Raw genomic sequence first — 13,478 nt, 5'->3', positions numbered from 1 at the left:
TTCGGACAGCGGTGAATAAGCGTAAGGTGTTCCCATCTGATCAGGCAGCATTCAAGGTAGTATATCTGGCAACCCAGCAGGCATCCAAAAAGTGGTCGATGCCAATCCGTGCCTGCTGCCATCATCAGCACGCGCGGTTTTTGCATCGTTGGCTCACTCATCTTATTATCCTTGATCAATCCAATCTAGGTGAGGTGGGGATTAGAAAACCCCGTATGACTGACCGTTTATCGGAAAAAACAATCACCATAAAAATGGCAAAATCATAGCATTATTTCACTCAATAATAAAGTAAATCACTTTAATTGCTAAGTAGCATCAAGATTTTGCAGCCATGGTATCGCTTTATATTCAAACCGGATGATTAGTTGTCACCGTTCTGTCACGAATCAGTCAAGCCACTGTCACATATCCCCTCTAACATACTCAGCATAATTGTTTCTGCATTATTTCAATAAAATTTATTTCGTAGCCAACTGCTAACTGCTATCAGCAAGGAATTCACTCATGACTGAAATTAATCAATTAGACCAAACCATTAGCCGCCGTAATGTCATTCGTTTTTTGGCAGGGGTGCCTGCGTTGCCACTTGCCACAGGCTCTGTTGCCACCTTATTAACAGGTTGTGATAGTGATAGTGATACTAATACCACAGCAGGTATACTCAATAATACACAAAAAACCATTAAAGCGACTGAATTTGTCGGTATGGCTGCACCAAATTTATCAAATCCCGCCAATATGGCAACGGTGTATGTCGATTCAAAGCTAAAAGCAACCTTTGATGACAATACCACGACTGACTATAAGCTACAGTATCAACCTTTTTTTATAACAGGCGATAAATTAAAAGACTTAAAGGGTAATGACATCATTGCAGGCGGCTATTTTGATATCTATAACAAGCCTATCATGGATAGTTCAGTGCTAGCCTCTACGCGCCAGTTTTTCTCTGATTGCCCCGATGGTTCTTCATTATTGACAGTTAAAGGCGCGCGCGTGGCAGGTGTAACAGGTAATACCGTATTTGCGGTGGTGCAGTTTGAATATACAAGTAAAGACCAAGCAGGCAGCAATACTTACGGTACACTACCTTCACCCATTGCGGTAGTCACGCTTGACCAAAACCCACAAACAGGCGAACTCAAAGTCGTCAAATACCACAATGTGGATACGTCAAAAGTGTATGGGTTATGGATTACTTGTGGTGCATCACTTTCACCATGGAATACGCATTTGTCATCAGAAGAGTATGAACCAGACGCTTTCATGGCTAAAAGCAGCGCCCAATTTAAAGCATTTAGTAAAAACTTATACGGTGATGAAACCAAAGCAAACCCATACCACTATGGTCATATACCAGAAATCGTAGTCAATGCGGATGGGTCTGGTATCGCCAAAAAACATTTCAATCTAGGTCGTACCTCTCACGAACTGATTCAAGTGATGCCTGACCAACGTACTGCGTTGATGGGTGATGACTTTACTAACAGTGGTTTATTCATGTTTGTTGCCGATAAAGCAGCTGACCTGTCTGCAGGTAACCTCTACGTTGCCAAAATCAGCCAAACGTCAGCCAAAGGCAGCCCTGCCGCTGCCAGTGATTTTAGCATCAAATGGATGCATCTGGGACATGCGACCAGCGCTGAAATCGAAGCCTTAGCCAATACGGTAGTACCAACCGATATCATGGATGTCAAATACACTGACCCCAATGATACCTCTTACAAAAAAATCGGCTATGACGGGGCAAGTAACTGGGTAAAACTTGCGCCAAATAGCAAATTACCGGCAGACAAACTCACCCAAGCGGCTGCATTTTTAGAAACCCACCGCTACGCAGCGCTGCAAGGTGCGTCAATGGCGTTTACCAAAATGGAAGGCACCACGGTCAATATCAAGGATAAAATTGCCTACTCTGCCATGTCGCGCATTGAAAAATCCATGACCACAGACGAGTACGATGTCAAAGTGGCTCAGCTAAAATCAGGCGCGGTGTATGCCCATGAGCTTAAAGGCGGTCAGGTTGATAACAATGGTAAAGCGATTAACTCTGAGTGGGTCTCTACCCGTATGTATGTACCTGAAGGCTTAGCAGGGGAAGATATTACCAAAGATGCGCTCGGTAATACATCTAACATTGACAAAATCTCTTGCCCCGACAACCTAAAATTCTCTGAAAAAATGCGTACCTTATTTATCGGTGAAGACTCTGGTTACCACGTTAACAACTATCTTTGGGCATACAATGTTGATACCAAAAAATTAGCGCGTATCTTGTCAACACCAGCAGGGGCTGAGTCAACAGGTCTACACGCGGTTGATGAAGTCAATGGCTATACTTATATCATGTCAAACTTCCAACACCCAGGTGATATGACATTTGTCCCCGCCGTTGAGACAGCAGTTCGCCCGCTCATTAACCAAAACTTCAAAGATGGCTACAGTGCTGCGGTGGGTTATTTGGCGTTTAAAGCTTAATACCCTGCCAAGCGATGATATAAAAAACCCAGTCATTGACTGGGTTTGTTATTTTGCTTTGGCAATGACAGCTAGTGAATTTGCGTTTCAATATGCGTTTCAATAAACGCAATAAAATCCTCTGCGATATGCGTGCCGCATTGGTCGTCAATCTCACGCACACAGGTGGGGCTAGTCACGTTAATCTCTGTCACTTTACCACCAATCACATCAAGTCCGACAAAGTACAAGCCTTTTTGTAGTAGCACAGGCGCCACTTGCTCAGCAACTTGGCGCTCTTGCGCTGACAGTGGCATGGCGACCCCACGACCACCTGCGGCTAGATTACCGCGCGTTTCGCCTTGGCTTGGGATACGCGCCAAGCAATAATCCACGGGCTTACCACCGACAATTAAAATGCGTTTATCGCCGTCCTTGATTTCGGGCAAGTATTTTTGCGCCATCACAGGCAAGCTTTCAAGCTGGGTTAGCATCTCAAGGGTTGAGCCGATATTAGGGCTATCGGCGGTCAGACGAAAAATACCCATTCCCCCCATACCATCAAGTGGTTTGACGATGACATCTTGGTGGGTTTTGATAAAATCACGGATATGGGTTTGTTTGTTGGTCACAATCGTCGGTGTCATCAGCTCAGGAAATTGCGTCGCAAACAGTTTTTCGTTACAGTCACGTACGCTTTCTGGGTTGTTGACCACCAATACACCTGCTCGCTGAGCGTATTCTAGCAAGTACAGGCTATACAAAAACTGCATGTCAAACGGCGGGTCTTTACGCATCAAGATGACGTCAAACGCCGTAGCAGGCTGCGTGGTTTTTTCACCCAGCTCATAAAAATGCGCAGGGTCTTTAAACGTTTTCAGCGATTGGCTATCAATTTGCAGTGCGCCATTATCGAGCCACAAATCGTGAATTTGGCAATAATGCGCCGTGTGACCACGATCTGCAATCGCCCACAGCATCGCAAGCGTGGTATCTTTTTTGTAGTTGATGGTGTGGATATCGTCCATGACGATCAGAAAATTCAATGGTTTCATTTAGTATCCTTGTTAGTATGCTTGTTCAATTTTATCAATTGTTCATTTTGCTATTAAAACATCGATTCGACCGCATTGCCATTGTTATCGTAGCGCATACCGCTGGTCGGTTGTTCATTGGTAAACCAAAAATGATATTCAGGATTTCCCGCTTGGTTGTAAACAATCGCTTCTTGTACCCCACCCTGACGGAACAACACTTTTTGTTTGATACGGCTATCGGACAATCGATACGTCACCCAACCATCATATAAACCGTTAACCAAATCGGTGCGAAGCTGGGTCACAAAGTTTGGGTAGTAGACCACCAAAAATTCATTAAAATAACCATTTTTCACAAAGGTGGTAAATTGCTCCCCTTCTGGCATCACGCCATTATAAGGACCATCGGCAATGCCTTGTGGCGCAGCTTGCGGTGATTTTGGCGGCAAGATAAGGCTATTTAACGCATCATAAAACGGCTGTTGGTCAGTTGCCACATTGACAATTGCAGGCGGTTTGCTACCCTCTGCCATCAGTTCATTAATACTACTACAACCTGCAAGCGCAAATAATATTGCCGATAAGGTAAGTGCAGTGCCGACACGCAAAAGGTGTGCCATAGTAAGTGTGGTGGGCAAGGCTTTTGTCAACATAGCCGTCCTCTTCAATGGTTAATTTAAAAATAATCTATGGTTAACGGGGTTGGGTGATGATGTTTATATAACATGATGTAAAAAACTATCTTGTTAAACAATTATCACTCAGGATGATGGCAACCGCTTATTGAACGCCGTATTGCTCGCGGTAGGCTTGCATTTTGGCAAGTTCCTCCTGCGTGCCATTTTTGGCGACATACTCGGTAATGTCATCCATCGTGACCAAGGCAAGTACCGGTACATTGAGGCTTTGCGCCAATTCTTGAATGGCAGATTGTTCGCTTTGACCTTTTTCTTTACGATCTAGCGCAACGATAATCCCCGCGACTTTGGCCTCTGATTTTTCTAGGAGTGCTACGACTTCGCGCATCGCCGTACCCGCGGTCATCACATCATCAATCACCCAAACCGATTTGCCTTTGAGATCGGCGCCAACCAGCATACCGCCTTCCCCGTGGTCTTTGGCTTCTTTGCGGTTGTAGCCCCAATCGGCATTGATTTGGTGATTGTTCCATAGTGCTTGCGCGGTCGCCGCCACAAACGGAATACCTTTATATGCTGCCCCAAAAATCACCAAATCGCTACTGTCCGTAGATTGTAGCTGCTTGGCAAGCGCATCAGCATACCCATTTGCCAACACCGACAATAGCTCACCTGTTGATAACAAACCTGCGTTAAAAAAATACGGGCTTATACGACCTGATTTTAGGGTAAATTCGCCAAATTTTAATACGTTGTTTTTGAGTGCCACTTCAATAAAATGCTGAGGAATAAACTGCGGTGCGTGAGCGGTTTGGGTTTGAGCTGATTGGGTTTGGGATGCTTGGGCTTGAGATAATTGCGACATACGCGACTCCAAAAAAGAACAAGTTAAAAAATACTATTAGCTGCCTGTTATGGGGTTTTGCGAGCTAATGGTAATAGTACGTTTACTGATGGCTGTTTGCTTACCCACTTGCCAATCCATGGCAAGGGCGGCGAGTGCAACATGCGTCGGCTCGATATATAAATCGTTATGCCGGGTCAAAAAATGCAATTGGGTGCGATGCGCCTCGATGTATTGATTGATAGCATCGGCCAAGTCTTGCAAGGTGATTTGTGGGTTGAGTGATTTGCGTGATTTGCATTGGCATAGCAAAAACACACAAAGCACAAGATGGTACATTTGTCCCATCAGATACAGTTTGGTTTCGATATTGAGTAGCGCTTGGTTATAGGTGGCGTTAGACTGTGCGCTGGGGGCATCACCAGCTTGATGTGCGCAGGAATTTTGCAATGTCTGCTGTGACAAGGATGTTGTAAGCGTATTCATACTCGCTAAATGTGGGTATTGACCCATCACCGCTTTCATCAGTGAAATACTACTGTCATTGACGAGCCTTGGCAACAAAGACAGCGGTAAATGCAACGACGGGTGTTTACTTTGGCTGCTATTGGCCTGCTGTTGCTGCTGCTGGATAAAGTGCCGCATCTCAATGGTTTGCTCAGATAGTAACTGCTCTAACATCTCAGGTTGATGACTTTGCGGATTTTTTTTAGCGATTTTTGTTGTGTTATCCCTCATTGGGTAGGGCTTGGCAACGTCTTTTATACTAGCGGTGAGGTTGTTGGTATCCGCTACTGGCAATGAAAGCGGTTTTTGCATATAGACGTCAATTGTATGACGCGCGGGTATGACCCGCTTATCAATCGGGCGACAAGGATCGGGCAGAGCCAATCTTTCTGCCTCAGTCATCACATTGGGATGGCGTAGCTGGTGTTTGTCTTTAGCCACTTGGTTTTTTGCGGCTTGGCGCTCGGTGTTGGAATAAGTCATGGCATACACGGCTATAAAATCACTGATAGATAAATGATGAAAAATTTTTGTTGAAACCCACCAGCCAACACTAATCGCCTAAACTCGACAAAATATGCTGATAACCTGACTGCCAATCTGGGTGGTTGAGCCAACTAGCTGGCAAGTTAGTGATAATGCGTTTGCCCGTTGTTGGCTCCATACAGGGCAGCGATAAGTTCAAGCCCTGTGCAGTCGCCAAATAGTTTAGCACAGTATAGAGCGGGACTGGCGCGTTATCTGTCGCCAAGTAAACTGGCACGGTTTGACCCGCATTGATGACCTTGACAATGATGCTGACTAAATCTGTATCCATAATACGATTAGTCCATGTGTTACTCGGATAATCGCTAACCTTATTTGGCGACTGCGCTGCTAACTGTTTTGCCATAGTCAGTAGACGCAGTCGTGACTGCCCATAAATCCCACTTGGGCGAATGATAACACTCTCATCTTCAAAGTACTGCTGCAACAACTGCTCAGTCTGCAAAATCACTTGAGAAGTGGCGCTCGCTGGCGCGAACACAGGGGTATTGATATCAATGATTTCGCCCGCGTTTTGTCCGTAAACGCCTGTCGAAGAAATAAATACCACACGCTTAAGGTTTGGCAGATGGTCACCCAATCGCACCACATTCTCAGCAATCGCATAATAACTGTCACGGTAACCTTGTAGCGACAAGGTATCTGGACTGACAATAATGCAGATTTGGCTAATTTGGCTTGACCATTGACTTAGCTGGGCAATGGCTAACGAGCGCGCATCACTGGCAACAAAATGTAGATTTTCCTGATATAGATGGTCATTATCGGGCGGCAGCTTGGCTGTCACGGGGCTGCAGAAAGCCAAATCTGTAGGCGTGGAGCGGCTGACACCAATCACGCAATGCCCCTGCGCCGCTAATTGCTTAGCAACAGGTAAACCAATTTTGCCCAGTCCAATCATTAAAATGGTTTGCATCATGCTATGACCTATCGCGAATGGCATTAAAAAGCTGACTATTTTTAATCAATGTATTTTTAACCGATTTATTGTTGAAAACGCATCGACAAATCAATGGCTTTGATATGCTTCGTCAATGCACCCATTGAGATAAAATCTACCCCTGTTTGTGCCACTTGGCGTAGATGGGTAAGGCTAATATCGCCTGAAGCTTCAAGCTGGCAAGGCTTGCCAAGACTAGCAACCAACTCGACCGCTTTTTGGGTATCTTCAATGGTAAAATTATCGAGCATCACGATATCAGCATTGGCAGCGATGGCTTGATGCAATTCATCAAAATTTTCTACTTCAACTTCCACTGGCTTATTGGCAATCTGACGCGCCTGACTGACTGCTTGGGCAATACCGCCACACGCCATTATATGATTTTCTTTTATCAAAAAGGCATCGTATAGCCCGATACGGTGATTATTGCCACCGCCACACAGCATGGCGTATTTTTGGGCATGGCGTAGCATTGGCAAGGTTTTACGCGTGTCTAACAATTTGGTCGGCAGTTCTGCGATGACTGCTACATGGTTGGCAACCACAGTGGCAGTGGATGATAAAGTCTGTAAAAAATTGAGCGCGGTACGTTCACCCGTCAGCAGTGCACGGGTGTTACCGATGAGCGTCACCAAAATTTGATTGGCTGCCACAGCGTCACCGTCTTTGACTGCCCAATCAAGCTGCATATTGGGGTCAAGCTGGCGAAATACTTCATCTACCCATGCCTTGCCCGCAACTATCATCGGTTCACGACAAATAATGGTTGCCGTATCGCGCTGTGTTTCGGGTATTAATTGGGCATTAATATCCCCAGTGGCGATGTCTTCTTGCAGCGCAAGTGCGACTTGTTTGGCGATTTCAATACGTAGTAGTGAGCTGATGTGGGGCGCGGTGGTCGAAGTGTCACTAATGGTTTGGCTAGCAGCAGACATGCAAATAATCCCTTATTGTCGATGGGGCATTTTCGATGAGGTATGTTCGATTGTATTATCGCTTATTCTTTGGGGACTTGGGTAGTAGTTTGTTGATATAAACGCAGGGCAATCAACCCCAAAGCAGCTACAATCGCGGCGAGTACACCCCACAGCGCCCATGTTTTGTAGCGTTCAAACGACGCATTAGGATTGTTCAATGCCTCGATATTTTGCATTTGTCCTTCAGCGGTGTTGCCGAGGCTAGTAAGTTGTTGGTTGGATAGCGTGATATTGGGTTGTTGTAATACGCGTGGCTCGTTAATCACCAGTCGGTAAGGCGCTGTGCCTTGTGCTAAAAAGTACATCTCATACATGGGCGTTAACAGATCAACCGGCAAATCATCTTGCTGCATTTGACCGCCCAATTGCAGCGACTTGGTCAATGTGGGTTGCCAACTGACTGTGGTATGGTTTTTATCAATTTGTGAATTGGCTAAAGTTTTATCATTACTTACATTGGCGGTTTTGTTGATTTTAGCCAATTGATTGGCTTCTTGTTCAGGTACGTTGATGCTCACTTGCCACAGCTGATTTTCGGGGACAAAAAAACTCACCCCTGTGGTCAACATGGGCTGAACAAGGCTAAGCCGCCATTGGTTGGCGTCATCTTTGGTTTTTGAAAAACTGGCGCGGGTCAAGAAGAAACTTGCCTCACTCACCATACGATTTAAGCTTGCTGCCTCAAGATTGATAGGCTGATTTGCCACCACTTGCCAATACCGATAATTGGCTTGCTGGGGCTCGATGGCAATAGCATTGCCTGTCGCTATCGGCTGATTGCTGCCGTCAGCTTGCGGCGCTACCATTTGGCTAGGTTGAGTAGGGTTAAAGGGGCTGACCACGGTTTGGCTGACCATCTGCCAGCTTTGCAAGTCATCACTGCCATAAATTTGCAGTTGCAGTGGGCGCTTACTGGGCTGCGCTGAATTCACAGGTAAAAATTTTAGCCAAAGATTGACGGCTTGTTCGGTTGATAAAGCAGATTGGTTTTTGGCAAAGTTGGGATTGGTTAACCACCAAGTTCTGACTGGGCTATTGGTAACAGCGGCGACTGGGTTTGAAGGTAAATTACTAAGGTCAATGTTAATCGATTGTTGATTGTCTGGGTTATCAAGCTGTACAGTTAACGCATGGCGTAATTTTTCCACCGCATTGGGGTTATCCGTCTCCACGCTAACTACTTGCAATACTTGATTGATAGATGATTGTTTGCTAACCGGGCGAATTGCCATCGGCATAATATGACCTTTGGCATCAACCAAGCGGTAATTTTGTTTATCGCTAATAGTTGCCCCATTTTGCTGCATGATTAAAGCTAATAAACTGGGCGTTAACGACGAAAATTTTACCAGTTGGGCGCTGTTGGGGTTGTCCTCTTGATTTTCTCCCGGTAAATCAATGTCAATTGCAAAGCTATTTTGCAATGCCTCAAAGCCATAGCTGATACTGTCAGTGTCATGCTCTTGCTCTGAATTGTCAACGATGGCGTGCGCTACCGTGGTTGTGGTGGTTTTTTGCGAGGCAACAGTGACGGATGCCGTTTGCGTGGGGTTTTGGGCATCTGCCTGCGTGTAAATGATAGCTACTAACAATAGAGGCGAAACTAAAGTTGCCGATAAAATACAGGCGCGGTGTTTGGCTAATCTTACGTGACAGTGCTTATTTTTTTTCATTTTTACTTCATTGTTAATTCATAGTTGCTATAGAATTCATAGCTCCTATATAATTGATATGACTTTACAAGCTAACCCATTGCGATGGACATTGACAAAAACCCAGACCAATTAGACTTAACCAAAAAATAGCGTAGCGTGTGTTTGGGTTATCGACATAAAGTCGTCAGTCATAACTAATCTAAAAAATTTGAAAAGCCTAGCATCGCATGGTTAGCATCAGCAGGCAGTATCAACCTTAATTTGTTATGTTAGAGAAATGGTAAATAGCATTCTAACTCATTGATAGTAATTAGATTTATAATTTGGTTGATATGAAGCTTTGCCCTATAAGGATATTAACAATACCCACTCAAAACTTCTATACCGTGCTACAAACCACTAACAAGAGAACTGATATTTTGGATAAATTCTAGCCAGATGTTACAATTTAAAGACAATTAGGCAGCAAGTCCTTGTGTATTTAGCTAAGCTCGCCTGCCTTAAATACGAAAAATAACCCATATTATTCACGAGCTTTAGCAGGGTTTACTTAGCTTTTTTTGTCTGCATCGGGTTTGTCTGAATTGAGTTTGTCTGAATTGAGTTTGCCTGATTTGGGTTTACCTGATTTGGGCGGTAAGGGTGCAAGATAACCAATCACGAGCATCAACAAGCCTGCCCCAATAAAAGACACCACACGTAATACCGCACTGGTATTAGACATATCAATCAATACCAACTTGGCAACCACAATCGTCAATAATGCGATACCGGAAAACCATAACAAGCGAATGGCTTTTTTGTTTGCCAAAAACATCAATACCATCGCAATGATGGTCCATAAGATAGTAAGCCCCGTCTGTACCATACTGACTGACCAAGCGCCATGTTCCCAAGACGGCGTGCCCCAAACGCTGGCAAACCCACGCACCAACATATTACTGACCGTCACAAATGCCCCTAGACCGCAAACCACCAAAACGATAGTACGATAGTTGCTATCAACTTTGAGTGCCACATAAGATTGGTACAGTAAAATGCTGATTAGGGTCAAATCCAGCGGATTGAGCAGTGGCAGATAAACGCCCAATAGCTGACCGTCTAACGAGAAATTCGCAGACAAACTCCAAATAAAGGTCATCGGTACCAAAATATAAGCACTGTGTTTCAGTAGCGTATCAACCGCTAACCACCCAAGCAAACGAGCCCTCAGCGCCTGAAGTTTTGGCAGCAACAACAAACTCAGCAGCCCAATCACAGCCAGCACGGTCGGTAAAATAGTGATAATGGCTCGAAGCTCTTGGGCATGTTGCCAATAGTTAAATGGCACTTGTTGCAGCATCCAAGTTAGCATGGCAATCAGTGTCAAAAACCAAACGAGCGCGTCAACGCTTGTATCCAGTCGGTCGCGGTGCCAGCGACTAAGCAGCCACGCCCCTAGCAATTTTGCGATGGCTAAACAGCCGAGCATGGCGAGCAAATAATGCCTCAACCCGCTAAATGCTTTGATATGATAATCGTTTAGGTCTACAACCGTCTCGACCTTAACATGGGTGAGACAGACTAGCACCCAGCTCAGCATCGCAAACGGTAAAATCAAGCGACTCACCTTACGCATACTGCGCCAAAAAAAACGCTGATGCATCAGCTGTCCCACAATTAAAAATACCGCCATACCCACGGCAAGTTTGATACTGGTGGTTTTGCCACCGTTGTTCCAAAAGGGGTCAGCGGATAAAATCGCTGACAGATACAGCAAAAACCCGACAACCACAAGCGCGGTGGCAACAAAGCTGTGACTGGAATTATCAGCGATTTGTTGAAACTTTTTATGCATCGTTTTGACTGCCGTAGGTTGAGGTTGAGGCTGAGTTTTAGCTTGGGGTGTGGCTGCCGTTTGGGGTTTGGCTGCCGCTATGTTGACCCTGTGGTGACGCAAAATAAAAGCAGACAGCAGCACACACGCTGTCAATACGGTCAGTGGCAAGGTGGATGAAGCCGCCACTATAGACGTTTGGTGCGGAATAGATAATTGATCCAGTAGCCCATACCAATGCCGCATGAGGGTATCAAATCCCACCAATAAGACGATACTAAAGCCTTGTAATGCCAACCCAAAATATACCGTCCAGCGTCTTTGGGTACGCGCACCGAGCCACACCAATGCAGCACCCTGCACTGCCCAACCGATACTAATCCATTTGGCTGATAGCGCCAGTGGTATCACCAAAGCCAAAAACCCACAGCCGAGCGCAAGGCTGGCTTCAATAAGTAGCTCAAAGCTGTTATCAAATTGGTTGTTGGCTTGTCGGTCGCCTGCGATGCTACGGCGATGATGTTTGAGCAGCCACAATCCTAGACTCAAATAAATAGCCGATAACGCACTGCTCGCAAAGGCCAGATGATAAGGCAAATCATTGAGCAAGCTTGCCATCAGCCCAAACCCCAGTAACGCGGTGCCAAACAACAAGCCTGAATCTATCGATAGAATCGGGCGTTTGGCTACCCCCGTGTTCATTTGCAGTAGCGTTTGGTTATAACTCACGACCTGCTGAGAGTATCTAACCGCAATAAACAGATACAGCGCCATGTGCCCAACCACTAATCCCAGCAGTTGCCAGCGTAATGACAGCCAGCCTGCACCTGCACTATTGCCACTAAATGCACGAAATCCCCACACATACGCAAGCCCAAAAGTCACCGCTAGGCTGAGCGCATTGAGCAGCTTCCAAGTGCGATAATGGGCAATCGCCGCAACCGCTATATTGAGTAATAAATAATAACTAAATAACATCACCACACTACCATCAGGTCGGCTGACCAGTATCGGCGCAAAAAACGCCCCACCGAACGCCAAGACCGCAAGCGGCAGCGCATTTTGCCACACTGAAAACATCACTGTTAACCCTGCCAATAACGCAAGCACGCCGAAGGTTAAGGTTGCTGGTAGTAGTCCATACAATTTAAAACTCGCAAACACCGTCAAATAAATCACTGCAAAGCCGACGCCTTGCAAGGTTAAACCGTAACTGCGTTTTTTGGCAGTGGTGCGATAGCCGACTGCCGTTATCACCAAGCCACCCAACGCTACCAGCGCCATGCGCACGGGCATCGATACCTCAATATATTGGCTAGCAAGTTTGAGTAATAACACCACGCCCACTAGCAACACCAGTGCACCGACACGCACCACCAAGTTTTCCCCAAAAAACCATTGGGTGGCACTTGCCCAAAGCGATGTCACAATGTTGGTGGCGCTTTCATCATCTTTTAAAGAAGGAGATGATGCAGATGATACGCTAGGTTGATGCGGTCGGGCTGCGTCATTCACTGAAGGCTGTGTTGCCGTTGGCGCAGTTGAACTAACCGAAGCGTCAAGCGTGTTCGCCATTGGCAAAGAGTCTAATGCTGGGAGGGGTACTGGAAGGGGAGCTGACGCGGTGGCTTGACCCATGGGCTGCGTGATAGGGTCAGTAATAGGTTCAGTAACAGGCTGATTTTGGCGAATATCGCTTGCCGATTGCTGGCTAGATGATAGCTTTGCCTCGCTGCTTAGGATATAAACGGTTGCCATGACATCAGCGAGTTGTTTTTGCAGGTTGTCGAGCTTGGATTCAAGCCGGGTAATTGCTTTTTGTTGGGCAAAAATTTTATAAAGCGCCCCTACGACTGCCAGTATCAACGCCGCTATAATCGTATCCATCAGATGCCCTACCCTTGTTATCAGCTTAGCGATAGCATACCATTTTTTTGCAAAATTGCTTTTTTTTAACTGTGTCTTTCGGTTAAGGTGAAGATAAGACCATTTTATGCTAAATTAGCCACAGCATTGAGTCGCGTTTTACCAACTATTTTAAACACCATTTGGATG

Annotated in this window: 9 protein-coding genes and 1 pseudogene; 2 read left to right on the top strand and 8 right to left on the bottom strand. The window is 45.6% G+C overall.

Annotated elements, in window-relative coordinates:
• Both RTJ53_RS09320 and RTJ53_RS09315 read left to right on the top strand, forming a co-directional pair.
• Positions 1–269 (top strand): annotated as a pseudogene (locus tag RTJ53_RS09320) (hypothetical protein); the annotation flags it as partial.
• Between the two features lie 238 nt (positions 270–507).
• Positions 508–2,481 carry a PhoX family protein gene (locus RTJ53_RS09315; RefSeq protein ID WP_312276715.1) on the top strand — a complete coding sequence of 658 codons (1,974 nt, stop codon included), beginning with the start codon at positions 508–510 and terminating at the stop codon, positions 2,479–2,481.
• 71 nt (positions 2,482–2,552) lie between these two features.
• On the opposite strand, the gene gshB is transcribed toward RTJ53_RS09315, so the two are convergent.
• The 8 genes from gshB to RTJ53_RS09275 all read right to left on the bottom strand — a co-directional run bounded on the left by gshB (position 2,553) and on the right by RTJ53_RS09275 (position 13,310).
• The gene (gshB, locus tag RTJ53_RS09310) at positions 2,553–3,515 is read right to left on the bottom strand and encodes a glutathione synthase (RefSeq protein ID WP_309575134.1); all 963 of its coding nucleotides are present in this window, start codon (positions 3,513–3,515) and stop codon (positions 2,553–2,555) included.
• A 53-nt stretch (positions 3,516–3,568) separates the two neighbouring features.
• Positions 3,569–4,150: a hypothetical protein gene (locus RTJ53_RS09305; protein ID WP_312276714.1), complete on the bottom strand. Its 582-nt coding sequence runs from the start codon at positions 4,148–4,150 to the stop codon at positions 3,569–3,571.
• 127 nt (positions 4,151–4,277) lie between these two features.
• The gene (pyrE, locus tag RTJ53_RS09300) at positions 4,278–5,000 is read right to left on the bottom strand and encodes an orotate phosphoribosyltransferase (protein ID WP_201450419.1); all 723 of its coding nucleotides are present in this window, start codon (positions 4,998–5,000) and stop codon (positions 4,278–4,280) included.
• Positions 5,001–5,036: 36 nt separating this feature from the next.
• Positions 5,037–5,969 carry a hypothetical protein gene (locus RTJ53_RS09295; RefSeq protein WP_159374127.1) on the bottom strand — a complete coding sequence of 311 codons (933 nt, stop codon included), beginning with the start codon at positions 5,967–5,969 and terminating at the stop codon, positions 5,037–5,039.
• 70 nt (positions 5,970–6,039) lie between these two features.
• Positions 6,040–6,951 carry an NAD-dependent epimerase/dehydratase family protein gene (locus RTJ53_RS09290; RefSeq protein WP_312276713.1) on the bottom strand — a complete coding sequence of 304 codons (912 nt, stop codon included), beginning with the start codon at positions 6,949–6,951 and terminating at the stop codon, positions 6,040–6,042.
• A 65-nt stretch (positions 6,952–7,016) separates the two neighbouring features.
• On the bottom strand, positions 7,017–7,910 hold the full coding sequence (gene nadC, locus RTJ53_RS09285) for a carboxylating nicotinate-nucleotide diphosphorylase (protein WP_312276712.1): 894 nt from the start codon (positions 7,908–7,910) through the stop codon (positions 7,017–7,019).
• A gap of 62 nt (positions 7,911–7,972) precedes the next feature.
• The gene (locus tag RTJ53_RS09280; protein ID WP_312276711.1) at positions 7,973–9,625 is read right to left on the bottom strand and encodes a DUF3999 family protein; all 1,653 of its coding nucleotides are present in this window, start codon (positions 9,623–9,625) and stop codon (positions 7,973–7,975) included.
• 532 nt (positions 9,626–10,157) lie between these two features.
• The gene (locus RTJ53_RS09275) at positions 10,158–13,310 is read right to left on the bottom strand and encodes a DUF2339 domain-containing protein (protein ID WP_312276710.1); all 3,153 of its coding nucleotides are present in this window, start codon (positions 13,308–13,310) and stop codon (positions 10,158–10,160) included.
• Positions 13,311–13,478 lie beyond the last annotated feature (168 nt).

Origin of the sequence: Moraxella sp. CTOTU46711, assembly GCF_031975715.1 — a bacterium.
Taxonomy (GTDB): domain Bacteria; phylum Pseudomonadota; class Gammaproteobacteria; order Pseudomonadales; family Moraxellaceae; genus Faucicola.
The sequence above is the reverse complement of the archived record's forward strand: the minus strand, read 5'-3'. Positions and strand labels throughout refer to the sequence as shown.